Source organism: Streptomyces sp. NBC_00569 (assembly GCF_036345255.1).
In the GTDB taxonomy this organism is placed as follows: Bacteria; Actinomycetota; Actinomycetes; order Streptomycetales; family Streptomycetaceae; genus Streptomyces.
Genome location: NZ_CP107783.1, coordinates 8,252,216 through 8,276,565, shown reverse-complemented (window position 1 = coordinate 8,276,565; position 24,350 = coordinate 8,252,216). Strand labels below are relative to the sequence as shown.

Annotated in this window: 19 protein-coding genes and 1 pseudogene; 15 read left to right on the top strand and 5 right to left on the bottom strand. The window is 70.5% G+C overall.

Annotated elements, in window-relative coordinates:
* The first annotated feature begins 87 nt into the window (after positions 1-87).
* The gene (locus OHO83_RS37275; RefSeq protein ID WP_389564152.1) at positions 88-1,260 is read left to right on the top strand and encodes an NADH:flavin oxidoreductase; all 1,173 of its coding nucleotides are present in this window, start codon (positions 88-90) and stop codon (positions 1,258-1,260) included.
* A gap of 214 nt (positions 1,261-1,474) precedes the next feature.
* Positions 1,475-2,092, top strand: coding sequence for a hypothetical protein (locus OHO83_RS37270; protein ID WP_330280395.1), 618 nt, complete (start codon positions 1,475-1,477; stop codon positions 2,090-2,092).
* An 83-nt stretch (positions 2,093-2,175) separates the two neighbouring features.
* On the opposite strand, the gene OHO83_RS37265 is transcribed toward OHO83_RS37270, so the two are convergent.
* A complete protein-coding gene (locus OHO83_RS37265; protein ID WP_330280394.1) occupies positions 2,176-2,955 on the bottom strand; it encodes a GntR family transcriptional regulator in 780 nt (259 codons plus the stop codon).
* A gap of 204 nt (positions 2,956-3,159) precedes the next feature.
* On the opposite strand from OHO83_RS37265, the gene OHO83_RS37260 reads away from it, so the two are divergent.
* From OHO83_RS37260 to OHO83_RS37225, 8 genes are all read left to right on the top strand, one after another.
* Complete coding sequence (locus OHO83_RS37260) at positions 3,160-4,515, top strand: MFS transporter (RefSeq protein ID WP_330280393.1); 1,356 nt, start codon at positions 3,160-3,162, stop codon at positions 4,513-4,515.
* Positions 4,516-4,561: 46 nt separating this feature from the next.
* Positions 4,562-5,632, top strand: coding sequence for an alcohol dehydrogenase catalytic domain-containing protein (locus OHO83_RS37255; protein ID WP_330280392.1), 1,071 nt, complete (start codon positions 4,562-4,564; stop codon positions 5,630-5,632).
* A gap of 2 nt (positions 5,633-5,634) precedes the next feature.
* Positions 5,635-7,158, top strand: a complete 1,524-nt coding sequence (locus tag OHO83_RS37250) for a mannitol dehydrogenase family protein (protein ID WP_330280391.1) — start codon at positions 5,635-5,637, stop codon at positions 7,156-7,158.
* 81 nt (positions 7,159-7,239) lie between these two features.
* Complete coding sequence (gene manD, locus OHO83_RS37245; RefSeq protein WP_330280390.1) at positions 7,240-8,454, top strand: D-mannonate dehydratase ManD; 1,215 nt, start codon at positions 7,240-7,242, stop codon at positions 8,452-8,454.
* Positions 8,455-8,893: 439 nt separating this feature from the next.
* Positions 8,894-10,255 carry a M20 family metallopeptidase gene (locus tag OHO83_RS37240; protein WP_330280389.1) on the top strand — a complete coding sequence of 454 codons (1,362 nt, stop codon included), beginning with the start codon at positions 8,894-8,896 and terminating at the stop codon, positions 10,253-10,255.
* A gap of 369 nt (positions 10,256-10,624) precedes the next feature.
* A complete protein-coding gene (locus tag OHO83_RS37235) occupies positions 10,625-10,756 on the top strand; it encodes a hypothetical protein (RefSeq protein WP_329436287.1) in 132 nt (43 codons plus the stop codon).
* A gap of 13 nt (positions 10,757-10,769) precedes the next feature.
* On the top strand, positions 10,770-11,003 hold the full coding sequence (locus OHO83_RS37230; RefSeq protein WP_330280388.1) for a hypothetical protein: 234 nt from the start codon (positions 10,770-10,772) through the stop codon (positions 11,001-11,003).
* Positions 11,004-11,261: 258 nt separating this feature from the next.
* Positions 11,262-11,855: a TetR/AcrR family transcriptional regulator gene (locus OHO83_RS37225; protein ID WP_330280387.1), complete on the top strand. Its 594-nt coding sequence runs from the start codon at positions 11,262-11,264 to the stop codon at positions 11,853-11,855.
* A gap of 1 nt (position 11,856) precedes the next feature.
* Here the strand turns inward: OHO83_RS37225 and OHO83_RS37220 are convergent, their stop codons facing one another.
* From OHO83_RS37220 to OHO83_RS37205, 4 genes and pseudogenes are all read right to left on the bottom strand, one after another.
* Positions 11,857-13,902, bottom strand: coding sequence for a galactose-binding domain-containing protein (locus OHO83_RS37220; protein ID WP_330280386.1), 2,046 nt, complete (start codon positions 13,900-13,902; stop codon positions 11,857-11,859).
* A gap of 285 nt (positions 13,903-14,187) precedes the next feature.
* Positions 14,188-14,487: pseudogene (locus OHO83_RS37215) on the bottom strand (IS701 family transposase); the annotation flags it as partial.
* Positions 14,488-14,844: 357 nt separating this feature from the next.
* A complete protein-coding gene (locus OHO83_RS37210; RefSeq protein ID WP_330280385.1) occupies positions 14,845-16,917 on the bottom strand; it encodes a SpoIIE family protein phosphatase in 2,073 nt (690 codons plus the stop codon).
* A gap of 219 nt (positions 16,918-17,136) precedes the next feature.
* Entirely contained in the window at positions 17,137-18,063 is a 927-nt protein-coding gene (locus OHO83_RS37205; protein ID WP_330280384.1) for a LysR family transcriptional regulator, read from the bottom strand.
* 157 nt (positions 18,064-18,220) lie between these two features.
* Between OHO83_RS37205 and OHO83_RS37200 the strand changes: the two genes are divergently transcribed.
* The 5 genes from OHO83_RS37200 (at position 18,221) to OHO83_RS37180 (ending at position 24,350) form a co-directional block, all read left to right on the top strand.
* Positions 18,221-19,414 carry an ATP-grasp domain-containing protein gene (locus tag OHO83_RS37200; protein WP_330280383.1) on the top strand — a complete coding sequence of 398 codons (1,194 nt, stop codon included), beginning with the start codon at positions 18,221-18,223 and terminating at the stop codon, positions 19,412-19,414.
* Positions 19,393-20,352: a succinate--CoA ligase subunit alpha gene (locus OHO83_RS37195; protein ID WP_266667894.1), complete on the top strand. Its 960-nt coding sequence runs from the start codon at positions 19,393-19,395 to the stop codon at positions 20,350-20,352. Before OHO83_RS37200 ends, OHO83_RS37195 begins: the two co-directional genes overlap by 22 nt.
* Before the next feature lie 628 nt (positions 20,353-20,980).
* On the top strand, positions 20,981-21,502 hold the full coding sequence (locus OHO83_RS37190; protein ID WP_266667896.1) for an acetyl-CoA carboxylase biotin carboxyl carrier protein: 522 nt from the start codon (positions 20,981-20,983) through the stop codon (positions 21,500-21,502).
* Positions 21,499-22,929, top strand: coding sequence for an acetyl-CoA carboxylase biotin carboxylase subunit (locus OHO83_RS37185; RefSeq protein ID WP_330280382.1), 1,431 nt, complete (start codon positions 21,499-21,501; stop codon positions 22,927-22,929). Before OHO83_RS37190 ends, OHO83_RS37185 begins: the two co-directional genes overlap by 4 nt.
* Entirely contained in the window at positions 22,926-24,350 is a 1,425-nt protein-coding gene (locus tag OHO83_RS37180; RefSeq protein ID WP_330280381.1) for a hypothetical protein, read from the top strand. Before OHO83_RS37185 ends, OHO83_RS37180 begins: the two co-directional genes overlap by 4 nt.

Sequence of the window (24,350 nt, the reverse complement as noted above, 5' to 3'; positions counted from 1 at the left end):
CCCCTGAGCCGTGGCCCGGATCACATGGGGACGAGGCCGACCCGCGGAATGCCGTGGAGGCCGGAACGGTTGGCACACGCGGATTGCATGCTTGTGCACATACCGACTGGTACCCAAAAGGAGCACTCTGTGACTGACGCCGCGTCGCCTGTTTCCCGCGCTGCCGAGATCCTGTCGCGCCCTGTCGCGCTGAACGGCCTGAAGGTCCCGAACCGCATCGCGATGGCGCCCATGACGCGTATGTTCTCGCCGAACGGCGTCCCGGGCGAGGACGTTCGGTCCTACTACTCCCGCCGCGCCGCCGCGGGCGTGGGCCTGATCGTCACCGAGGGGACCTACGTCGGCCACGAGTCGGCCGGAGAGAGCGACCGGGTGCCGCGCTTCCACGGCGAGGAGCAGCTGGCCGGCTGGGCGAAGGTCGCCGAGGACGTGCACGCGGCGGGCGGCACGATCGTGCCGCAGCTGTGGCACATCGGCATGGTGCGCCAGCAGGGCAAGCCGCCCTTCGCCGAGGCCCCGGCCGTCGGCCCGTCGGGCCTTCGCATCGACGGCACCGAGGGCACGGGCAAGGCCATGACCCAGGGCGACCTGGACGACGTCATCGGCGCGTTCGCGCAGGCCGCCAAGGACGCCGAGCGCATCGGCTTCGACGGCGTCGAGGTGCACGGCGCCCACGGCTACCTGCTCGACCAGTTCTTCTGGGCCGGGACCAACCGCCGTACCGACGGCTACGGTGGCGACGCGGTGGCCCGCACGCGGTTCGCCGCCGAGATCGTCGCCGCGATCCGCGAGAACGTCTCCCCCGAATTCCCGGTGATCTTCCGCTACTCGCAGTGGAAGCAGGAGGCCTACGACGCGCGGCTCGCCGAGACCCCGGACGAGCTCGAGGCGATCCTCAGCCCCCTCGCCGCGGCCGGCGTCGACGCCTTCCACGCCTCCACCCGCCGTTACTGGAGCCCGGAGTTCGACGGCTCGGACCTGAACCTCGCGGGCTGGACCAAGAAGCTCACCGGCAAGCCCACCATCACGGTCGGCTCCGTCGGCCTCGACGGCGACTTCATCCGCGCCTTCATGGGTGAGGGCTCCGCGGTCAAGGGCATCGACGACCTCCTCGACCGCCTGGAGCGCGACGAGTTCGACATGGTCGCCATCGGCCGCGCCCTGCTCCAGGACCCGGAGTGGGCGGCGAAGGTCCTGGAGGGCCGTTTCGACGAGCTGAAGCCGTACGACGCGGCAGCGGCGCTCAAGACCCTGAGCTAGGCCCCGCCTCCAGTCCTGGGGTCGCCCTTCATGGCGCCCTCCACGACGCCTCACACGAGCAAGGACAAACCGGCCGGCGCCCAGGTTTGTCCTTGTTCGTGTCGGCGGGGCCCCGTGGGGACAACCCGTCGCCCTGCCGACTCGGCGTCACATGTTCGGACCGCGGCACGGCTCTCAGCGCAACTGACGGCGCGTTCGGAGAGTCGTACCCGCCATGACCGAAGAACGTACGCAGCGCAGCGTGAGCCTGTCGCCCACCGTCTCCACCGCAGTAGGCACCGGCAGCCTGGCTCTCGCCGCCGTGGCGAGCTGGAGCAGTCTCCTGCTGGTCGTGCAGGGACGGGTGATTCCCGGCTGGGGCGTGAGTGCGGCTCTCCTGGTCATGTCGTTCGTTCTCCGACGGGCCCTCACCCGGGCGGGTGGCCCGGCGGATGCTTCGGGCCTCCCCCGCAAGCGAGCCCCACGGGCCCGGCTGGGGAACGTTCTGCTGATCGTCACCGCCGTGCTCGGCACTGGCTGGGGAGCCGTGGACGACCTGATCTCGGAAGCGGACTACCAGGTGCTACGCCCGGCGGGGCCGGGGGGCTGCACGGCCGTGGTGCGGGAGACGTCGTTCCTCGTGATCGGCAACGGCGAGGCCTACGCGGTGGGGCGCACCGGCCTGGCGCTGGGCAAGTCGGGGTCCTGGACGGTCGACGACGGTTTCCGGCCCGTCGGCGCGGGCGCGTACGACTTGAGTTGGGGGCAGGACAGCGGTGCGCTACGGATCAGGGGCACGGCCACCGATCCGGTCCTCCACGGAGGATCGACCGACATCGACTGCGGATGGTGAGGCCGCTCACCGGTACCGGGGAACCGGGCGCAAGGCCGCTCGCCCCTCGACCGGCAGACGAGCCGCCCCCGGAGTGAGTGACGTCAGGCGCGCAGCCCGGGATGGACCCGTGGGCGGGCCGGGGCGCTGCCCGGCTGCTCATGCGGATCCGCGAACAGCTCCGGATGGCCTGCCCTGATCGTTCCGATGTCGTCGAAGACGCCTTGGAGGTGTCCGCGCAGCGCGCCCTCCGCGCGCGCCGCGTCCCGCTGTTCCAGGGCGTCGACCACCGCGGCGTGCTCGGCGACCAGCGTCTCGATCCGGTGCGGCAGCGGCAGACTCAGCCGACGGGCCCGGTCGAGGTGCGCCTTGGCGGTCGCCACCGTGCGCCACAGTGTGCGGTGCCCGCTCGCCTCCATCAGGCGGCGGTGGAAGGCCTCGTCCTGCTCGAAGAACAGGCCCGCGTCCCCCGCCTTCAGCGCGGCCCGCTGCGCCTCGAGGATGGCGCGCAGCGCCGTGATGTCCTGCGCGCCGGACTTCGTCACCGCCTCGCGCAACGCCGCCAGTTCGAGCGCCTCCCGCATGAACTGGGCTTCCAGTACGGCGTCGACGCTGATCCGCGAGACGAACGTACCGAGCTTGGGGAAGACGTCGACCAGCGACTCCTCGGCCAGCAGGATCAGTGCCTCGCGCACCGGGGTGCGGCTGACGTCCAGCTCCGCGGCCAGCTCGTTCTCCGACAGGGGCGCGCCCGGCAGGAGCTCGAGGGAGGTGATGCGCGCCCGCAGCAGGGCGTGCACCCGAGTCCGGACGGACTCGCGCGGACGCGACGTCTCCGCTTCGACCCGTCGCGTCTTTCTCGGTTCCCGCCGCTGAGCTGCCATGACGCTCACTTTCTCACCTCAGCTGCAAGGTTACTTACATACAAGGCTTGTATGTAAGTACGCACGGGGGGTAGAAAATGACGCGGAGGTCAACGACCCCCTGGCCGTGCCCGTGTCCCTGTCCCCGCTGTGGACACTCCTGTGCCCCGGTCTCGCGAACCGCTTCCGTCACGTCCGCCCGTCCCCCTCGACCGGAGGTCAACGATGACCACCCGCTCCGCCACCGAGAGTGAGGCGCCGGCTGCCCCGCCCGGCACCCCGCTCCCCGCCCGCCCGCGCGGCCGGGGGAAGAACGTCCGCTGGGGCATAGCCGTCCTGTGCTTCGGCGGCCTCGCCGTCAACTACCTGGACCGCTCCACGCTCAGCGTCGCGTTGCCGTCCATGTCGGACGACCTGCACATCGGTCCCGAGACCCAGGGCTTCATCCTCAGTGCCTTCTTCTTCACGTACGCGCTGTGCCAACTGCCCGCCGGGGCACTCCTGGACAAGTACGGCGTGAAGCGGGTCTTCGCGATCGGCGCCGTCTGGTGGTCGGTGGCCACCGTCGGGATGGGCCTGGTCCGCGGCGTCGGCTCGCTCGTCGGCGCCCGGATGCTGCTCGGCGCCGGTGAGGCCGCCAGATATCCCGCACCCGCGAAGGCCGTCTCCCGCTGGTTCCCCCGGCATGAACGAACGCTCGCCAACAGCGTCTGGGACAACGGCGCGCGCGTCGGCACGGCCATCGCCCTGCCACTGGTGACGATGCTGGTCTCCGCGTTCCACTGGCGGGTCGCGTTCATCGCCTGCGGCCTGCTCGGCTTTCTGTGGATCATCGGCTGGTGGCGGCTCTACCACGAGCCCGCCGACCACCCGAAGCTGACCGCCGAGGAGCGCGCCTACATCGAGGCGGGCGGCGCTCACACCGACGAGACGGCCGCGCAGGATGCGGACGCGCCCAAGGTGCGCTGGCGGGACCTGTTCCGCTACCGGACGGTCTGGGGCATGATGCTCGGCTTCTTCTGCCTCAACTACGTCATCTACTTCTTCATCACCTGGTTCCCCAGCTACCTCGTCGACGAGCGCGGCTTCGACCTCCTCAAGCTCGGCTTCTTCGGCACGGTCCCCGGCCTGGTCGCCATCTTCGGGTCGCTGCTCGGCGGCTTCACCGCCGACCGGCTGCTCCGCAAGGGCTGGTCGACCACCAGGGTCCGCAAGACCTGCCTGGTCTCCGGCACGCTGTGCTCGTCCGTGATCGCGCTCACCGTCGTCGTGCCGACCGCGTCCGGCGCCCTCGCCTTGCTCTCCCTCAGCTACGCCTCGCTGACCTTCTCGACCGCGTCCGTGGCGTCGCTGCCCGCCGACGTGGCGCCGACCGCCGGACATGTCGCCTCGCTCGCCGGCATCCAGAACTTCGCCTCGAACGTGGCGGGGATCCTCGGCCCGATCGTCACCGGATTCCTGCTGGCATCCTCCGGGGGCTCGTACCTGGTGCCGCTCCTGGTGTCCGGCGCCCTGTCCGTCGTCGGCGCCCTCACCTACGCGTTCGTCATCAAGCGCGTCGAACCGCTGCCGGTGCGCTAACCCGCCCCAACCCGCTCCATCCCCGCACGAAAGAGAGGGACGCCCCGTGGCCCAGTCGGTCGAGCCCGTCGAGTCCATACATCGCGCCGCCGTGCTGCACGGCCCCAAGGACGTGCGCGTCGAGGACCGCCCGGTGCCCGAGCCCGGGCCGGGCCAGGTCCTGGTCGCCGTCCGTGCCGTCGGACTGTGCGGGTCCGACCTGCACTACTACGCCCACGGCGAGAACGGCCCGAACGTCCTGCGGCAGCCGACCGTCCTCGGCCACGAGCCGGCCGGCGTGGTCGTCGGCCACGGCGCAGGTGCCGACGACCTGCCCCACGGCACGGCCGTGGCCGTGGAACCGGCGCACCCGTGCGGCACCTGCGCGCTGTGCCGGGCCGGGCGCTACAACCTCTGCCCGAAGGGCACCTGTTTCGGTTCGCCGCCGACGGACGGCGCGCTCGCCGAGTACGTGTGCGTGCCGCGGGACTTCGTACATCCGCTGCCCGCGTCGACGGACGTCCGGCTCGGCGCGCTCATCGAGCCGCTCGCTGTCGCCGTGCACGCGGTGCGCCGCGCGGCGCTCGCCCCCGGTCAGCGTGTGCTGGTCACGGGGGCGGGGCCGATCGGTGTGCTGGTCGCGCAGGTCGCTGCCGCCGCCGGCGCCGGGACCGTGACGGTGTCCGATGTGGCGGCCGAGCGCCGGGAGTTCGCGGCGCGGCTCGGCCTGCACACCGTGGACGCGGCCGGCCTCGCGCCCGATCCGGAGCGGGCTCTCGCGCTGGCCTCGCCGGACGGCTACGACGCCGTGTTCGACTGCTCCGGCGTGGGGCCCGCCCTCGTGTCGGGGATCCGCGCGCTGCGCCCCGGCGGCACCGCTGTGGTCGTCGGCAATCCGAGCCGGCCGCTGACCGAGCTGCCGCTGGCGTGGATGCAGCGTCAGGAACTGTCGCTGGTGACGTCGTTCCGGTACGGGGCGGGGGACTTCGCGGCGGCGGCCGCGTTGGCGGGCCGGGTCCAGCTGGCTGAACTGGTCACCTCCGCCTTCCCGTTGGAGCGGGCGGCCGAGGCGCTCGAGGTCGCGCTGACCGACCCGTCACAGATGAAGGTCCTGGTCGAGCCGGCGCGGGAGGCCTGACCATGACCTCGCACGCATGGCCCCGCCCCTCGCGTACCGCCCTGCCCCGCCTGTCCCGTACCGCCCTGCCCGTGGCCGGTCTGAAGCTGCCCCCGCCCCTCCCCGAACCCGGCATCGTCCATCTGGGCCTGGGCAACTTCCACAGGGCCCACCAGGCCGTCTACACCGCCGACGCCCTGCGCCACAGCCCCGGCCCCTGGGGCATCACGGGTGTCTCGACGAGTGCGGCACGAGGTCCGCGCCCGGTGCTGACCGGCATGGCGGAGCAGGACCGGCTCTATACCGTCCTCACCCTGCGCCGCGACGCGGGCGTCGCCGCGACCGTGCCCGGGGTGCATCATCCGGGCCTCGTCGCCGACGGGCAGGGCGCCGAGGTCGTCGCCGCGATCGGCAGCTCCACCACGCGCATCGTCTCCGTCACGGTGACCGAGAAGGGGTACACCTTCGGCGCAGACGGCCGCCTCGACCTCGACGACCCGCTGGTCCGCGCCGACCTCGCGGGCGGCCCGCCCCGCACCGCACTCGGCCTGATCGTGCGCGGGCTCCAGCACCGGGCCCGCACCGACGGGTCGCCGCTCACCGTGCTCAGCTGCGACAACCTCATGGACAACGGGCACCGACTGCACACCCTCGTGGACGAGTTCGTCGCCGCGCTGCCCGCCGCGGAACGCCCCGAGCTGCAGGCCTACGTCGCGACCTCGCTGACCACGCCGAACACCATGGTCGACCGGATCGCGCCCGCCACCACCGACGAGCACCGTGACCTGGTCGCCCGCGCCTTCGGCGTCCGCGACACGGTGCCGGTGCCCGCCGAGCCGTACCGGCTGTGGGTCATGCAGGACGACTTCCGCGCCGGACGCCCGGCGTGGGAGCACGCGGGCGCGCTGTTCACCGACGATGTCGCTCCGTACGAGCTGATGAAACTGCGGCTCCTCAACGGCGCCCACTCGCTCCTCGCCTACCTCGGCCTGCTGCGCGGACACCGCTGCATCGACCAGGCGGTGACGGACGAGCTCCTGGGCGGCGCGGTGGAGTTCGCGATGCGGGAGGAGATCCTGCCCACGGTCCCGGAACCCGAGGGAATGCCGGGCGCGGCCTACGTCGGCGAACTCCTCGACCGGTTCGCCAATCCCGCGCTCGGCCACCGCACCGCGCAGGTCGGCTCCGACGGTTCCTTGAAGATCCCGGTCCGCTGGGCGGGGGTGCTCGCCGAGTCGCTGGCGGCGGGGCGCGTCCCGCGCGTCCTCGCTCTCGGCCTCGCCGCGTACCTGCGCGTCATCACGGCCGACGACGCGTACGACGAGCGCGCGCTCGGCACGGTCCACGACGGTGCCAGGCAACGCCTGGCCGAGCTCGCGGCCCGAGCGAGCGGTCCCGCCGACACGGCCCGTCTTCTGCTCTCCGAAGGCGGCCTCCTGCCGCCGGACGTCGCCCATCACCCCGAACTCGCTCATGCGGTCGGCGAGTTCGCGCGCACGCTCGCCATGCACGGCGTCGAGGCCGCGCTGCGTTCCGCGCTCACCTGATCCAAGTTCCGGCCGCCGAACCCGTGCGCCGGCCGGCACCTCCCCCTACCCCGCGCTCCCCCATCGAGAAGAACGGCACCCATGGCCACCATCACCTCGGCCGAGGTCTTCGTCACCTGCCCCGGCCGCAACTACGTCACCCTGAAGATCACCACTTCGGACGGTGTCACCGGCATCGGCGACGCGACCCTCAACGGCCGCGAGCTGTCCGTCGCCTCCTACCTGCGCGACCACGTCTGCCCCACCCTGATCGGCAAGGACCCGGCCCGCATCGAGCAGGTGTGGCAGTACCTGTACAAGGGCGCCTACTGGCGGCGCGGCCCGGTCACCATGACGGCCGTCGCCGCCGTCGACGTCGCCCTCTGGGACATCAAGGGCAAGGTCGCGGGCCTGCCCGTGTACCAGCTGCTCGGCGGCGCGGCCCGCGACGGCGTCACGGTCTACGGCCACGCCAGCGGCAACACGGTCCCCGAACTCCTCGACGACGTACAGCGATTCCTCGACAGGGGCTTCCGCGCGGTGCGCGCGCAGGCGGCGGTGCCCGGTCTGGAGCGGGTGTACGGCATGCGCAAGGGCGACGGCGACACCTACGAGCCGGCCGACGGGACGCTGCCCAGCGAGGAGGTCTGGGACACGGGCGCCTACTTGGACTTCGTCCCGACCTACATGTCCGCCGTCCGAGAGCGGTTCGGCTACGACTTCCACCTGCTGCACGACGTGCACCACCGGCTCACCCCCATAGAGGCGGGCCGCCTGGGCAAGTCCCTCGAGCCCTACCGCCTGTTCTGGATCGAGGACCCCACGCCGGCCGAGGACCAGGAGGCCTTCCGCCTCATCCGGCAGCACACCACGACACCGCTCGCGGTCGGCGAGATCTTCAACTCGATCTGGGACTGCCAGTACCTGATCACGAACCGCCTCATCGACTACATCCGCACGTCCGTCTCGCACGCGGGCGGCATCACACACCTGCGCAAGATCTTCTCGCTCGCCGAGCTGTACGGGGTCCGCTCCGGCTCGCACGGCGCGGGCGACCTCTCCCCCGCGTCGCTCGCGGCGGCGCTCCACGTCGACCTGTCGATCCCGAACTTCGGCATGCAGGAGTACATGGCCCATCTCCCGGGCTACGAGGAGGTGTTCGAGACGTCCTGGACGTTCGAGGACGGCCTGATGCACCCCGGCGACCGCCCCGGCATCGGCGTCGAGTTCGACGAGAAGGCCGCCGAGCGCTTCCCGTACGAGCGCAAGTACCTGCCGGTGAACAAGCTGCGGGACGGATCCGTGCACGACTGGTGAGGCGACTGGCCACGGCGGCCGCACGCCGTGGCGCCGATCCGCCCGGGTCCTCTCCTGACCGGGACAGGGAACCCCGGAGGTATGGGGGCGAGCGTGGAGCGGCGTGGAGAGGGGCCAGACCGGACCCTTTTTTGGGCCCAAGTGGATCCAAATAATTCACGGAAGCCCCCTCTGCCTCTTCTTGACGGGCCTTGCCCTCACGGCCCTTCCGCCCGAGTGAGGGCGAGTCAAGGGTTGAGCAGGGAATAAATGGATCCCGATGAACCCTATTGACATGCCCGTTGACGTGCCAATACCGTCGCGATCCATGGGTCCGGCTGGATCCATATCCGAGGGCTGGACCCATCATGCGGCGGTCCACCGTCGGCCACTTGCCCTTCCACCGTTTTCACTACGGCGGCACCGACTCCCTCTCGTCCACTCCCTCGATGGTGGAGGCATGATGCACCGCGCCCACGACCAGATCCTGACGGCCGGCCGGGCGGGCCTGGCCCACCTGGAACGCAACGCCCACCAGGCGGCCCGAGCGGCGGCCGCCGCTCCCGCACCGGCGTCACCGTACAAGGGGGCCTCGGAGCAACTCGGCGTGCGGATCGACGCGGCCGTGGAGGAGGACGGTCCTGATCTCCTCGCCCTCAGCCACGCCCTCCACGAGGACCCCGAACCCGGCTTCGAGGAGCACCGGGCAGTCTCCCGGATCGTGGCTCTGCTCGGCGCGCGCGGCATCGAGGCGGAGGTCGGCGTCCATGGGCTGCCCACCGCGCTGCGGGCGCAGGTCGGAGACGGCACGGGCCCGACCGTCGCGGTACTGGCCGAGTACGACGCCCTGCCCGGGACAGGACACGGTTGCGGCCACAACATCATCTGCGCGGCCGGCGTCGGCGCGTTCCTGGCGCTGTCCCGCGTGGCAGAAGACATCGGGGCGACCGTACTGCTCCTCGGTACCCCCGCCGAGGAGAACGGCACCGGCAAGGAACTCATGGCGCGCGCCGGGGCGTTCGAGGGGGTCGACGCGGCGGTGATGGTGCACCCGTTGGCCGGCGCCGACCTCACCGACGCGCCGTTCCTCGGGCTGCGCGAGGTCGTGGTCGAGTACACCGGGCTCGCGGCCCACGCTTCCGCGTCCCCGTTCATGGGCGTCAACGCGCTGGACGCGGTGGTCGCCGCGTATCAGGGAGTCTCCGCACTGCGACAGCACATCCCGCCCACCGACCGGGTGCACGGAGTGATCACGCAGGGCGGTACCCGGCCCAATGTCGTGCCCGAGCACGCCGCCGCGCACTTCTACCTGCGCGCCGCGACGGTCGAGGCGCTCGGCGAGCTGTCGCAGCGCGTCCAGCGCATCTTCGAGGGCGCGGCCGCGATGACGGGCACGCGCGTCGCGGTCCGCTGGGACGACTGCCCGCCTTGTCTGCCCGTTCGCTCCAACGACGCGCTCGCGGCCCGCTTCGCACAGCACCTCCGACGCCGTGGCCGGACCGCGCTCCCGGGCAGTGCGGCGCCCGACGCCGCGCAGGGCTCCACCGATCTCGGCAACGTCAGTGTCCGCGTTCCGGCGATCCATCCGATGCTGGCCATCGCCCCTGCCGGTGTGGCCCTGCACACGACCGACTTCGCCGCGCTCGTCGCCGGCGAGGCCGCCGACCGCACCGTTCTCGACGCGGCCGCGACACTCGCGCGCACGGCCGCGGACCTCGCCGCGGATGCGGAGCTGCGTGCCGCGGTGGCCGACGAGTTCGCGGCGGCCGGTGGCGCGCTCGACGTGGAGAAGCTCCTCTCCACGCCGTCGACGTCCGCCTGACCGCTCCCCTCACGGCGTCGGACCGACCGCGTTTCGAGGCCTTCACCCGCGCCACCGGCGATCGCGGCTCCGCACCGCCCTCGACGCACACGAAGCGGCCGCCACGTCACCACCCCGGAGACGACCACCGCAGCTGACGCTCCGGCCCCGCCGACCGACGTGCCGCCTCGGCCAACTCGCAGCCTCGACCGCCTGACCGACGCGACCGGCGAGCCGCGGGAGGCGTCTCGAACGGCCCCCTGCTCTGCCACGAACTCAGCCGCGCGTCCGCCGGTCCCGCGTGCCCGGAACGCCGGGGCGGTCCGGTGCGGACGCGCTGGGACCCGCTGAGCCACCGCGTCGACAGCGAGACACTGCGGTCATCCAACGATGTCTTGGCCACCGATCTTCACCGCGCGCGGGGCCGGGCTTCACCGGTCCCATGGACGGATCGAGATCGAGCAGGGACTCGCCAACTCCGTCTACGACCACCATGTGGCCACGTACTGGCTCAACCCGTGAACGAAAATGGATCATGCCTGAACTGACGCAGCCGACAGAAGAATTGATCAGTTCGACGTACGCGGAGGATGCGCCGCGCATCCCGGACCCGGTCCGGCACTTCATCGAGAAGATCACGTTCGCCACTCCGGAAGAAATCCTCCCGGCGTTGCGTGGCGCATTGGCCGAGGACCGGATGGCCATGCCGGTCCGGGCCCGCAATCTCGCCTTCCGGCTGGCCTGCCTGCAGCGCCCGGGACGATCCTGAACTGCTGCGCGAGGCAGCGGCCGATCTCCTCTCTTTCGAACCCGACCGGGATCATTTCGCGGAAGACCTGAAGACTCGGGCCGCCCGCCTGGACGGCTGATCCCCACGATCGAGGGTTCGAGCGCGACTCGTTCGGTACGGCCGCACCTCATCTTCGTGTCCGCGAGACTCCCTCGGCGGAGCTCGCGGGCCGTCACAGCGGCCCGCTGCGCCGCACCCCCGCGGCGTATGCTTGCGCAGGTCAGGGGAGGAGGCACCATGGGGCGGATGCCGTCGGCGCAGCGGCGCAGGCAACTGGTCGAGGCTGCTATCCGGGTCATGGCCCGCGACGGCGTCGCGAAGACCACCACGCGGTCCGTCGTGGCGGAGGCGGGCGTCTCGCTGAGCGTTTTCCACTACTGCTTCGACTCCAAGCAGGAGTTGCTCGAAGCGGTGATGGACACCATCTCCGAGCACTCCGAGTCGGACGTCCTCACCACACTCACCCGCAGGCCCACCCTGCGCGAGACGATCCGCGCCGGGCTCCAGGCGTACTGGGACCACGTACTGGCCAATCCGGGCGAGCACATGCTGACGTACGAACTCACCCAGTACGCCCTGCGGGAGCCCGGCTATGAGCATCTCGCCCGGCGGCAGTACGAGCGCTATCTCGCGGCCCACACCAAGGTGCTCCGTCAACTCCCCTCGGCCCTGGGCGTGGAGCTGACCGTGCCCGAGCCCGCGGCTGCCAGGTATCTGGCCGCGCTGACCGACGGGCTCACCCTCAACTTCCTCGTGCTGGGCGACGAGGAGAAGGCGGGCGACGTGCTGGACGTCGTCGCGGACCAGATCCTGACGTTGGTGCGGGAGTAGCTCAGCGGCCGTACACCGCCGCCTCGTTGATCGAGTAGCCGTACTTGGTTTCGCGTGTCACGCCGTGGATACGTACGTACCGCGCCTGCACCGGACTGAACACCGCGTTGTCCAGGCCCCCGTCCCCGCTGTCCGTGGACCACACGGTCCGCCACGCGGTCCCGTCGTCGGACACCTCGATCCGGTAGGCCCGCGCAGAGGCCCGTTCCCAGTCGAGGGAGACCTTGCCGACCGTACGGGAGCTGCCCAGATCGAGCCGCAGCCACTGGTCGTCCGACCAGCCGCTCGCCCATCTCGTGCCGGTGTCGCCGTCCACGGCCCGGCCGGCGGCGTAGCTGGTGAACGGGTTCCACTCCGTCGAGCTGGCGCTCGCCGGGGCACCGGCGGCGAGGTCGGGCGCGGGCTTGTGGAGTTCGGTCGCCTTCCAGGTACGGAGGTAGGACTCCGCGCCGCCGAGCAGGTCCTGCACCGTGTCCTTGCCGCCGCTGAGGCGCATCTGCTCGAGCCAGTCGGGCACCATGCCGACATGGGCCGCACCGTCGGTGTTGAAGTCCCAGGTGCGTTCGCCGGTGTGCTGCCGGTCGATGACGGAGCCGCCGTCGGCGCTGCGGAAGGGGTACTTGACCGCGTTGGGGGCGTCGGGTCCGACCGGTCCCGGCCAGCCGCCGACACCGTTCATGTCGGTGCCGTAGCCGAGTCCGACGCCGTACTTCTGGCGCAGCGCCCGGGTCCCGGCGGACTCCTTGGCGAAGCTGTCGGCGCTGGACATGTACGAGGCCTTGAAGCCGCCGAGGCGGTAGACGCGCTCCAGCCAGCCGTCGTCCATCCAGCTGTGGCTGGAGAGCACGCCGGGGTAGTCCGCCGACTCCAGCAGGTCCAGGGTGCGGCCGGCCGCCTTGACGCTCATGTGGTCGACCTCGACCATCATGTTGCGCTTCATCAGCCCCTTGACCGCGTACTCACCGAGGCGGGTCAGACCGCGCTTGTTGCACTGCGCGTCGCTGTCGTACGTGGGCACCTTGGCGCCTGCGGGGAGCAGCTTGGTCACCTCTGCCGGGGCGGCCGCATTGCCGGTGGGGTTGTCGTGCTGCGGACCGCTGCACTTCTCCGTGTTCCAGAAGGTGCCGGTGGAGAGGAACTGGCCGATGTCCACGGCCGTTCCGATGGTGCCGGAGTCCATCCGCACCCCGCACAGGGCGTTGTCGAACTTGTGGCACAGGAACATGCTGCGCACACCCAGCTTGTACAGCTCGTCCAGACCGCTGTCGATGTCGGCCTGGCTGCACTGGGGGACGTCGAGGATCTGCTTGCAGCCGAAGGGCTCCGAGGTCTCGACGCCGAGCACCACGGCGAGCTTGCCCTCCGCGACGACCTGGCGGGCCTGGGTCGAGTCGGTGACGATACGGAAGAAGCCCTTGCCCTTTCCGCCGTAGATCTTGTCGATGTAGTCCTGCATCTCGTAGGACTTGCGGGCCTCGAGACGGATGGCGTCCATCTCGTTGCAGCCGCGGTCCCTGACATAGATCGAGCACAACAGGCCGTTGGTGACCAAATCGTTGACCAGCACCCGCTGGCCGCCGCGCCAGGCGCGCTCCAGCCACGCGTAGTAATTCTGCTGGTGGCTGAGGGAGTTGTGGGCCGGCCAGTCCTTGAACGTCGGCCAGCCCACCGGGTCGTGGTGACCGTCCGCACCGCCGGTGACGTTCTCGAAGAGGGCGAGCGAGCCGTCGGGATAGTGCTCGGGACAGTCCTTGAGTGCGTCGGCGATGCCCGCTTCGGAGAACGGCTTGCCACAGATGATGCGGCCGCCGAAGCCCTCGTTGGACATCAGGTGATTGTGCGCGTCGACGAAGCCGCGGACCCGGCCCTGGCTGTCCGTGCCGTGGAAGGGTTCGCCGGTGACGTTGATCTGAGAGTCGGCGGCGGGCCGCGCCGTGGGCTCCCACCAGGGGGTGTCGGCGCCGACGGCCGGAGGGGAGCCCAAGCCGAGGGCCAGCAGGAGGGCGACGACGACGGCAAACAGGCTGCGTCTGCGGAGGAGGGTCATCCGGGCTACCTTCGCTGTCCGGAACGGGCACGCGCTAACTTACTCGCGCGTAGGTCCCGTCGAGGATGGCGCGGCCCTGACAACGAGTCAAGAGTCCGGGACGGCTGACCTATTTGATGCATCGTCAGTTCCACTGGCTGAAAAAGGCCCTCTCGAACGGCCTGCCGCCGGGGCCGAGGCGCTGCCCTTGGACGCGCCACGAACCGGAGTTCAGTCCGCCGCGATGGCGTCGGGCACCACGTCCTGCCGTATCGCGTTACTTCGCCTCGACGCCCTGAACGTCCCCAACGGTTGAGGAGTTGCGGGCCGGGGGTCGGTGAGGTCGATGGCGGCCCAGTCGTAGGAACGGTGGCCCGTCGCGCCGCCCCCGGCGGAGGGCCTCTGTCATGCCCGTCTGAGCAGCTTCTTGACCGGGATGTCCCCGCGGAACTTCCCGGCGCTGACCGTGACTTCGTGGGAGCAGGCCACTGCCAGGACCTAACCGGTGCAGCTTGCCTCCAGTGCGGTTCGTAGCCGCGGGTTGCCGCCGTAGGACTCGTCGCCCGCGACCCAGGCAGCACGGTGGCCGGCGTCCAGGAACCGGCTCCGCTCCGTGTCCGCTCCACGTACACCTCAAGATCCATCGGCGGTCGGCCCATTGACACCTGCGCACCCTCCGTGGGGTGCACCAGTCTGCCGCAGCCCCACGGCCCGCACCGGCCCGAAGGGGGCCAACGGTCGGGCAGCGTGCTCGCCACCGACGCGGCTTGTGGACGCCGCCCCCGAGGGCCGCTCTCATGCAACCTTCTGTCGACAGACCACTGCCCAGACACCAAGATCGGGATCTACAACTGGAGTACTATCCGCAGCCACCGACCCGGCCGAACAGGGAGCTGACTGCTACGCAGAATGCGTCCCTTCCAGCCCAACTGCGGCCCTGGCGATGCGGCGGGCCGGCTGCAATCAGGGGAGCGTCTGCTCGGTCCAGACGGTTTTGCCGTCGGCGTTGTAGCGAGTGCCCCAGACCTGAGCGATCTGGGCGACGATGAACAGCCCACGACCCCCCTCGTCTACCGTCCGGGCGTGGCGAAGATGTGGTGCAGCAGGGCTGGTGTCGCGTACCTCGCAGGTGAGGGTGCGGCCGTGGATCAGGCGCAATTCTGTCGGGGGGCTGCCGTGGCGGACGGCGTTCGTGACGAGTTCGCTGACGATGAGTTCGGTGTTGAAGGCCGTTTCCTCATCCATGTTCCAGGTGGCGAGCTGGGCGTGGACGTGGTGTCGGGCGGTGGCTGTGGCGGTGGGGTCGGCGCTGAGCTGCCAGGTGGCAACGCATTCGCTGGGGAAGCCGCGGGGGCGGGCAAGGAGGACCGCCGCGGCCCTTGACCCGGCGTCGGTGGCGAGCAGCCTGGACACAATGGCGTCGAGGATCTCTTCCAGAGACTGATCGGCGCCTGCCGGTGAGCGCTGGACGAGCTCCGGATCACTTGGAAGCGCGCTCAGGGTCGAGGGGCTCGCCATGGCCAGTATGCCGCCTTCGGGAATCGCGAAGGTGTTTGCGGCGAACGGTGCCCTGTCGACGGCACCCAGTTGTGGACCGGCCGGGATGTCAGGGATCCGGGTGGTCCCGTCGGGGAGGGTGATGGCGAAGGTCGGGCGGCCGGCACTGGCGGCCGTGCAGGTGAGGGCCAAGGGGTCGTAGATGGCATATGTACAGGTGGCCGCGAATACCTCGTGATGGAGGGAGTCGCCTGACGGTAGTGATGCGCGTTCGGCGGCCAGGAGAGTTGCCGTGTCGTCCAGACGCGCGATCAGTTCGTCGGGTTCCAGGTCGAAAGCGGCCAGGGAGCGGACGACGGTGCGCAGTTGCCCCACGGCTGCGGTGACGTGGATGCCCTGTCCCGCGATCTCGCCGACAACCAGGGCAGTTCGGGCACCTGGCAGGGCGATCGTGTCGTACCACCCCACCGCGCCCTCGGAAGGGATGGGCATACCAGCGGTTCCCAGGGCGGTCTGGGGGACGGCGCGGTCGGGGAGGAGACGCCGTTCGAGCGTCGTGGCGATGGTGTGCTCCCGCGTGTACCGGCGAGCGTTGTCGATGCACAGGGCGGTGTGGTTGGCCAGGTCGAGCGCGAGTGCTATGTCGTCCTCGTCGTACGGGTCTGCTTCTCCGATGAGGTAGAGGCTGATCAGGCCGAGCACGGCACCACGCAGTGTCATCGGCGTGATCAGGAGCGTGTGTGCGCCGGAGGCGTGTATGGCTTGGGCGCGGGTCGGGTCGGCGGCCAGCCACGGCAAGTCGGCGTGCAAACGCACCACGCGGGGGCGCAGGTCGCTCAGGATCTCGGTGTCAGGGGTGGGGCCGGGGACGTCGCGGATGTGTCCTACCGGGTGGGCTTGCGGGGCATTCGGGACTCTGCTGCTGAATGCGGCGCGGCGCAGCTGGACGCCGGCAGGAAGCGGGGCGGGAGGGGGTTCCTCGCCGCGCATCGCCGAGTCGACCACCTCCACCACAGCGGTGTCCGCGAAATCCGGCACCACGATGTCCGCGAGTTCTTGGCAGGTAACCCCTGCGTCGAGGGTGCGGCCGACACTGTCGCGCGCCGCGGCAAGGAGATTCAGGCGTTGGCGCGCCCGTTCGCGTTCGGTGACGTCGACCACCGCCGCGGCCAGGCCGAGCACCGCCCCCCGGTCGTTCTGAAGGCGAAAGACCGAGACCGCGAAGCGGTGCTCGCGCTCAGGGGCGGCTCGTGGACGGAGCCGCACGATGCGATCGATCGCGGGGACGCCGCTCACGAGGACCCCGCGAACAAGGGCTTCGATCTCGTCGGGTTCGACGAGCCCGTATGTCTCCGTGAACGGTCGTCCGAGGATGTCCTCGACGGGCACGGACCGGGCCAGGGCAGTGGCCGTGTTGAAGCGCACGACGTGCAGATCGGTGTTCAGCAGATGCAGTCCCACGGGCGACTGGGTGAAGAGGGCCTCGATCAGTGCCGCCTCCAGATCACTCCTGGACGCAGTCAGGTCGCTCCTCGCCATAGGGCCACCTCCAGACGTGGCGACAGAGGTCCCAGCTGGTGATCCGCTGCGAGCCTTGCCCTACACCTCTATAGTCACTCGATCGTCGTCGCGAGTCGCGCGCGGTGGTGTCCGAGACGCGTGGTCGGCGATGTTTCGCCGCGCACTGCCGGCGCCGCCCACAGCTGGCTCGAGCGATTCACCGGGGAACCTGTCGTCGCGGGCCGTCCGGCCGGTGATCTACTGCGGCGATCGGGCCGATGGTGCGGTCGCGTGACGGAGGGCAGCCTGCGACCGCTCCGCACTCACCTTGCGCAGAACCTCAATGAGCTTTCGCACTGCGGGCCCCGGCTGCATGTCCGCGCGCGCGATCATGGACACGGTCAACCGCAGCGGGTCCCAGTCGGTTACCGGCGTCACGATCTCATCAGCCCGGTGGCTGAGGAGCGCGGATCGGGACAGCAACGCGATGCCCACCCTGGCGGCGACCATGAGCAGGGTCGAATGTGGGTTGGTCGTCTCGTAGACGACGTTCTGGTCGCTTGGCGCGAACAGGGAATCCGCCAGGTGTCGCGCGGCGTAGCCGCGCGCGGGGAGCACCCACGACTGGCCTTCCAGGTCCGGGACACTCACGGTCGGCTTGTCCGCCAAGGGGTGGCCCCGGGGCACGCACAGCACGATTTCGTCGGAGATCAGATCGGTGGAGACGAGGCCGCTGTCGGTGTCGGGATCTCTGGGGCCCGCGACCAGTCCGAGGTCGAGCTCGCCGTTCGTCACCTTGTCGCGCACGGCCGCGGAGCTGGCCTCCCACACGGAAAAGCGCACGCTGGGGAAGGCGTTCCGGTAGAGCGGGACCACTTCGGGCAGCAGGATCTGGCCCGCTGTGGTGACCGCGCCCAGGCGGACGCAGCCGCTGCGCAGCCCGTTGATCAGCTCGGCCTCCTCCCGAAGGGCTCGGTCGGCCTGGATGACCTGCCGTATGTGTGGCAGCAGAATCCGGGCCTCGGCGCTGGGGAGGACCCCGTTGGCGCGGCGGATCAACAGGTTGACGTTGAGGTCCTCCTCGAGGCGTCGGATCTGCTGGCTGAGCGTCGGTTGCCCGATACCCACTTCCGTGGCCGCCTTGCGCAGGGAACCGAGGCGGATCGCCGCCTCCAGATAGCGCATCTGTTCCGATCTCATCCTGCGACCATAAGCCGGGCGATCGATGAAGGCAATCACTGTGGTTGCTAGTAGCCACTTCCGTGAATCAGGGGCCCGCTCCAGACTGACACGAGCGGTCCAACACGCGAACGCCAAGACACCGGCCAGGAAGGGAGTCCAGATGCCACAGGCCACTGAGAGCGCTGCAATGCCGTGGCTTCGTCGGCTCGGCGTCACGACGCCCGAGCTGGTCGTCGTGACGGATGGGCGGATCCTGGCGCCGCACGAGCCGGCGTTCGGGCCACCGTGGGTGGTGAAACCCGACATCGTCGGCGGCGGCAAGGCCGGTCTCGTGCACATCTGCCGGTCCTCGGACGAGCTGTCGGCCGCTGTCGCCGCGACTCTTCGACGCGGTACGCCCGCCGTCGTGGAGGAGTACGTCGAGGGGGGCGAATACTGCCTCTCCATCGCGCTCGACGAGATTTCGTACGGCGCCGTCGTGCGGGCGAGCGTTAACGGCGGAGTCGGATTCGACACGCATCAGGCGGCTGCGGTGAGGGTCCACCTGTCAGAGGGCCTGCACGACCACGAGGTCGTCAGCCTGCTCGACCAGGCTGACGTCAAGGACCGGCAACTGCGCGGTGCACTCGCTCACGCGCTGCAGATCCTCTGGACCGCCTTCTGCGCCGCCGAAGCAGTTCTTGTCGAGGTCACCCCCTTCCGGTGGGACGAGCAGCGTCTGGTCGCCGTCGGCGTGGCGGTCGAATTCGACCCGCACGGCCGGGCAGCGGCCAGGGGATTCCGGCCGGACGTGCTGGTCGAGCCCGGGATCGCCCCGCACAAGGCTCCCTCGCCGCGCGAGATCGCCGTGCGTGAGGCGGACGCCGCCGAGCCCCACCGTCCCGGCGTGGCGTTCTTCGAGCTCGACGGGGACGTGGCCTACCTGATCAGTGGGAGAGGCGCAGGTCTTGTCGGGTTGGACTACCTGTACGACAACGGCGTCCTCCCGGCCTGCTACCTCGACGCCTCGCCGGGTGCCGGGAGCGCCAAGGTGCAGGCGCTGTTCCGTTCCGCCCTGTCCGTCCCCGGGATCCGCGGGGCGCTGTTCGGCGCTGCGGTGCTGAACCTGGTGGATGCCCGCGAGCTGGCCCAGGAGTTCATCGAAGCCGCCGAGGAGGCCGGATTCGATGCTGGGCATGTGCCGACGGTGGTCCGGCTGGCCGGGCCGTTCGAGGCCGAGGCTCGGGAGATGCTGAAGGCAGGGCTGCCGGGAGCACTCGTACTCGACCGCGCGGCGTCGCTCGAAGACGCATGCGACCTGCTGATCTCCGCGATGGGCCGAGCGCCCCAGGCATGGGAGGGCTTCGCCCGATGATCCGAGGACTTCTGGAAACCGGTCCGGGGCTGCTGGTACAGGGCATCACCGGCACGCAAGGACGGCTGGAGACCCGCTGGATGCTCGATTCGGGCGTTCGTGTGGCGGCCGGCGTCACCCCCGGCAAGGGGGGCTCCGAGGTGCACGGGGTGCCCGTTTTTGACACAGTCGCGCAGGCCGTCGCCGTGACCGGCGCAAGGGTGGCGATGAGCTACGCGCCGCCACAGGCCGCGGCGGATGCGGTTGTGGAGGCGGCGCAGGCCGGAATCGAACTGGTCGTGGTCAGCTCGGAGAAGATTCCGCAGCATCACTGGCTGCGGGTCCTGGAGGTCGCCCGCCGGGGCAACTGCCGGGTGATCGGGCCGAACTCGCAGGGGATCGTGGTGCCGGGCGTGGGCCGGATCGGCTGCCCGGGCGGCGATGAGCCGTGGCAGCGATTCACCCCCGGTCCGGTCGGGATCGTCTCCCGCAGCGGCGGCATGGCTTCCGAGCTGGGGATGTCCGTGCGGACCTGGGGCTGGGGCACCAGCGTGCAGGTGTCGATCGGCGGCGTGCCGATGGTCGGAACACCCCTGACCGAAGGGGTCGAGCTGGTGGCCCAGGACCCGCTGACCCGGGCCGTGCTGGTCTTCGGTGAGCCGTCCAGCCGCCAGGAGCTCGACCTGGCCGCCGCCGTGGCCGAGGGGCGAATCGACCTGCCCGTGGTCGCGATGGTGGTGGGACGCGCAGGCGACTCCTTGCCGGATTCCGTGCCGTTCGGGCACGCGCTGCACGGAGCCGGCGGGGCGACCGTCCAGGAAAAGATTGCAGCGCTCAGGGACGCGGGGGTCCGTGTCGCTCGCTCGACGCACGAAGTGCGCGCGTACCTGCAGGAAGCCCTCCCGGCCGAGGCCCTCCGTGCACCGGCGTCGCTCGCCGTAAGGAGGACCTCCCCATGACCGAGCCCGACCCCCGAAGTGCTCGGCCGGCCCTGGCCGTGGGCGCCGGCACCGCGGACAGCACGGGCCGACCGCGATACGAATCGGAGATGGTCAGGCGTCGCACCTTTGCCGCGGCGGTGCGCGGCCCCGACAAGATCGCCCGGCAGCACGCGAGCGCCACGGCATCAGGACCGGGATGCCGATCGAGCAGGCCATCGTCCCCTGGCCGTCAGTGTTCGTTCGCCGCGTATACGGGCCGCCCGACACCACCTACGCCCCGATGGGTGCAAGCATTAAGTAGCAGTACGCCTGCCCGACCGCACGCTGGGGACGGATCCCGGTGGAGGGCGGAACCGAAGCCGTGTACCCGCGACAGCTTTCGGAAAGTGACGACGCCGACGCGCAGCGTCGCGAACTGTGTGCCCGGTTCCTTCCCATAGAGAACCCGTTCCGGACCGTAGAGCACCTCGGAATCCAGGACATCATCGACCCCCGCGAACCCGCCCGCTGCTGTGCGGATGGGTGCGGCTCGCCCGCCGACTCCTGCCGGAGCAGCTCGGCACCACCGCGTGCCCCATGCCGGCCTGCCCGAACGCGCCCTCGCAGAAGCGCAACGCAAGGAGTGGAACATGACAAGGAGTGGAACATGACACTGCAGCACGCAGATGTCCGGCGCATCCTCCAGCTTCTCGACAGCGCAGAGCACCTCGAGTCGCTCGAGATTCGCATCGGAGAGTTCGTCCTGCAGGCCCGTAAGCCCGGTGCGGCCCCGTTGGAGGCGCTGACCACCGCGCCACCGGTGCATGCGCCTGGTCCCTTGGCCGACCGCACCAGCTCGACCGGCCCCAGCACGGCGTCGCCGGAGCCTGCGGCGAGTGCCGACGAGCAGGCTGCCGAGATCCCTGTCGGCATGACGGCGATTCGGGCGCCCATGCCCGGGACGTTCTACCGCACGCCCGCACCCGACCAGCCGCCCTTCGTGGAGGAGGGCGAGCCGATCACCGCCGGCACCACCATGTGCCTGGTCGAGGTCATGAAGATGTTCAACTCGGTCGCCGCACCGGTGACCGGCCGGGTCCACAGCATCCTCGTCGAGCACGGTCAAGCGGTGAGCAGTGACCAGATCCTGATGATCATCGCCCCGGACGAGACGGAGGCCGCAAAATGAGTCATGCCGCCCCTGTCGTCCGCCACGACATCCGCAGGCTGTTCGTCGCCAACCGCGGCGAGATAGCCGTCCGCATCATCCGAGCCTGCCGATCACTGGGCATCGAGACGGTCGTAGGAGTATCGGAAGCGGACGTCGACAGCCTGGCCGCGCGCATGGCCGACGAGTCCGTCGTCATCGGGCCGCCCCAGCCGATACAGAGTTACCTGCGCGTCGACGTGCTCATCGACGCAGCGAAGCGCAGCCGGTGCGACGCCGTCCACCCTGGCTACGGCTTCCTGTCCGAGCGCGCGGCGTTCGCCCGCGCCTGTGGCGAGGCCGGCCTGATCTTCATCGGTCCGACCCCCGAGGCCATCGAGAGCATGGGCGACAAGATCACTGCGGTGGGCCTCGCCGCGAAGGCGAAGGTGCCGTGTGTGCCCGGCTCCGGCGCCGTCGCCGACCCGGCGGAAGGCCTGCCGATCGCCGTGGAGATCGGTTTTCCGGTCCTGGTGAAGGCGAGCGCCGGCGGCGGCGGCCGCGGCATGCGGGTCGTCCGGTCGGCCGAGGAGTTCCCCGAGGCGTTCCGGGCCGCGTCCACGGAGGCCCAGTCCGCGTTCGGCGACCCGACCCTCTACATCGAGAAGTTCATCGAACAGGCGCGTCACATCGAGATCCAGGTGATGGGCGACCAGTTCGGGAACGTGGTGCACCTGGGCGAGCGCGAGTGCTCCACGCAGCGACGCCACCAGAAGCTGATCGAGGAAGCGCCCTCGCCGGCGCTGGGGGCACAGGCCCGCCGGGCCATGGGGCAGGCCGCGGTCCGACTGGCCGAGAACGTCGACTACGTCGGCGCGGGCACGGTCGAGTTCGTCGTCGACGACCGGGACGGGGAGTTCTACTTCCTCGAGATGAACACGCGCATCCAGGTCGAGCACCCGGTGACCGAGATGATCAGCGGACGTGATCTGGTGGCCGAGCAGATTCGCGTCGCCTCGGGCCTGCCGCTTTCGTTCGCTCAGGACGACATCGTCCTGCAGGGGCACTCCATCGAGTGCCGGATCAACGCCGAGGACGCGGACCGCGGCTTCGCCCCCAGCCCGGGCCTTGTCAGCGACTGGTCCGCACCGCGAGGGGAAGGCATCCGGGTCGACACCCACTGCTATCCGGGATACACCGTCTCGCCCTACTACGACTCGCTGCTCGCCAAGGCCATCGTGCACGCGCCCACGCGTGCCGAGGCGATCGAGAAGATGCGCACGCTTCTGGCCGCGCTGAGGGTCGACGGCCCGACGACCACCGCCGCGTTTCACCGAGCGGTGCTGGCCCATCCCGACTTCTCCGACGGGGCGGTGACGACGCGTTGGGTCGAGGACGTGTTCCTCCCCTCACGCAGCCAGGGACCCCACACTCGTCAGTCCCTCACGGAGGCGGGAGCGCCGGCATGAGCACGCACCAACTTGCATTCACCGACAGCAGCCTGACCGACGGCCAGATGGCCGTGTGGGGCGGCGCATTGGACACTTCGATGATGCTCGCACCCGCGGGCGGACTGTCGGCCTCGGGGCTCGCGGCGATCGAGATCCTCAGCCCGGCCGTCCTGGACGCCTGCCTCGCCCGGGGCGAGAACCCCCTGCAACGCCTGGAACTCGCGCGGCGGCACTACGGTTTCGTGCCGCTCCGAGCCACCGTCAACCTGCTCACCGGGCACGGACGCCCCGGAGCCGATGTCCTCGGCCCCGAGATGATCGACCGCTGGCTGGCCGCGCTCGCGGCCGCGGGCTTGCAGCAGGTCGTCCTGCTCGATCCGCTGCTCGACACGAACCGCCTCCATGCGGCGGTCAAGTCCGCGTCCGCCGCGGGCCTGGTGGCGATCGCCGCCCTGCCCTACCAGGCCGACGACGATCGCCCCGACGAGACGTACGCCCAGCTGGCCGCCTCGCTCGCCGACGGCGGTGCGGCACGGGTGATGCTCCGCGACGAGAGCGGCGTGCTGACGCCGGACCGGCTGCACAGCCTGATCCCTGCCCTGGTCGAAGCGCTCGGCACCACCCCGCTCGATCTCCACACCCGCTGCCACACCGCCCTGGGGCCCGCCGTGGTGCTGGAGGCCGTCGGCCTCGGCGTCAGCGGCATCGACACGGCCCTGCCGTGTCTGGCCAACGGCGCCTCGCTCCCGTCGCTGCCGTCGCTGCTGCGCGCACTGCGCCAACAGGGCGCCACGCAGGACCTGCCGGATCACGACAGCCTGCTGGCGGCCGACGCAATCCTGGCGGCCATCGCAGATCAGGAGGGTTTCCCGCAGGCAGCGTCGTGGCCCTTCGATCTGGCGGCCTACGCCCACCAGTTGCCCGGAGAGGTCGCGGTCGACTTCCTGGCGGCGCTGCGCGGCCGTGGGCGCTGGGCGGATCTGCACGAGTTCGCCGCCGAGTGCGCCGCCGTCCGCCGCGAGATGGGATCACCTCCGATGGTGGCCCCGTTCGCCCGCGCGATCGCCGAGCAGGCGATCAGCCACTTCGACAGCGAGGCGCGGTACGAAAGCCTGCGGCCGGTGCTGCGCCGCTTGCTGCAAGGGGCGTACGGGAGCGTGGACGGAGAGCTGCGCGCGGATCTGCGCATGCGGGTCGGAGTCCTCCCGGCCGCGGAGCCCCAGGCGGCCGACGTCGACGGCCCGGAGGCACTGCTCGCCTGGATCGCCGGAGTCGAGATCTCCGCGCTACCGCCGAGGGCGGCGGCGAGCTCGTTCAGCTACGCGACGTTGACTCCCTACGAAGCCCTGGTTCGTGGCCTGCTCACGCGTGCCGGCCGCTTCGCCGTGCTGAGCCTGCACGGGCCCGGCGTCCGCGTCCATCTGCAACAGGAAGCGTGA

What these genes read in the sequence shown, in the direction of transcription:
- OHO83_RS37275 (WP_389564152.1), top strand. Translation starts at nt 88, where the DNA reads ATGCTTGTGCACATACCGACTGGTACCCAAAAGGAGCACTCTGTGACT.
- OHO83_RS37270 (WP_330280395.1), top strand. Translation starts at nt 1,475, where the DNA reads ATGACCGAAGAACGTACGCAGCGCAGCGTGAGCCTGTCGCCCACCGTC.
- OHO83_RS37265 (WP_330280394.1), bottom strand. Translation starts at nt 2,955, where the DNA reads ATGGCAGCTCAGCGGCGGGAACCGAGAAAGACGCGACGGGTCGAAGCG.
- OHO83_RS37260 (WP_330280393.1), top strand. Translation starts at nt 3,160, where the DNA reads ATGACCACCCGCTCCGCCACCGAGAGTGAGGCGCCGGCTGCCCCGCCC.
- OHO83_RS37250 (WP_330280391.1), top strand. Translation starts at nt 5,635, where the DNA reads ATGACCTCGCACGCATGGCCCCGCCCCTCGCGTACCGCCCTGCCCCGC.
- manD (WP_330280390.1), top strand. Translation starts at nt 7,240, where the DNA reads ATGGCCACCATCACCTCGGCCGAGGTCTTCGTCACCTGCCCCGGCCGC.
- OHO83_RS37240 (WP_330280389.1), top strand. Translation starts at nt 8,894, where the DNA reads ATGATGCACCGCGCCCACGACCAGATCCTGACGGCCGGCCGGGCGGGC.
- OHO83_RS37235 (WP_329436287.1), top strand. Translation starts at nt 10,625, where the DNA reads ATGTCTTGGCCACCGATCTTCACCGCGCGCGGGGCCGGGCTTCACCGG.
- OHO83_RS37230 (WP_330280388.1), top strand. Translation starts at nt 10,770, where the DNA reads ATGCCTGAACTGACGCAGCCGACAGAAGAATTGATCAGTTCGACGTAC.
- OHO83_RS37225 (WP_330280387.1), top strand. Translation starts at nt 11,262, where the DNA reads ATGGGGCGGATGCCGTCGGCGCAGCGGCGCAGGCAACTGGTCGAGGCT.
- OHO83_RS37220 (WP_330280386.1), bottom strand. Translation starts at nt 13,902, where the DNA reads ATGACCCTCCTCCGCAGACGCAGCCTGTTTGCCGTCGTCGTCGCCCTC.
- OHO83_RS37210 (WP_330280385.1), bottom strand. Translation starts at nt 16,917, where the DNA reads ATGGCGAGGAGCGACCTGACTGCGTCCAGGAGTGATCTGGAGGCGGCA.
- OHO83_RS37205 (WP_330280384.1), bottom strand. Translation starts at nt 18,063, where the DNA reads ATGCGCTATCTGGAGGCGGCGATCCGCCTCGGTTCCCTGCGCAAGGCG.
- OHO83_RS37200 (WP_330280383.1), top strand. Translation starts at nt 18,221, where the DNA reads ATGCCACAGGCCACTGAGAGCGCTGCAATGCCGTGGCTTCGTCGGCTC.
- OHO83_RS37195 (WP_266667894.1), top strand. Translation starts at nt 19,393, where the DNA reads ATGGGAGGGCTTCGCCCGATGATCCGAGGACTTCTGGAAACCGGTCCG.
- OHO83_RS37190 (WP_266667896.1), top strand. Translation starts at nt 20,981, where the DNA reads ATGACACTGCAGCACGCAGATGTCCGGCGCATCCTCCAGCTTCTCGAC.
- OHO83_RS37185 (WP_330280382.1), top strand. Translation starts at nt 21,499, where the DNA reads ATGAGTCATGCCGCCCCTGTCGTCCGCCACGACATCCGCAGGCTGTTC.
- OHO83_RS37180 (WP_330280381.1), top strand. Translation starts at nt 22,926, where the DNA reads ATGAGCACGCACCAACTTGCATTCACCGACAGCAGCCTGACCGACGGC.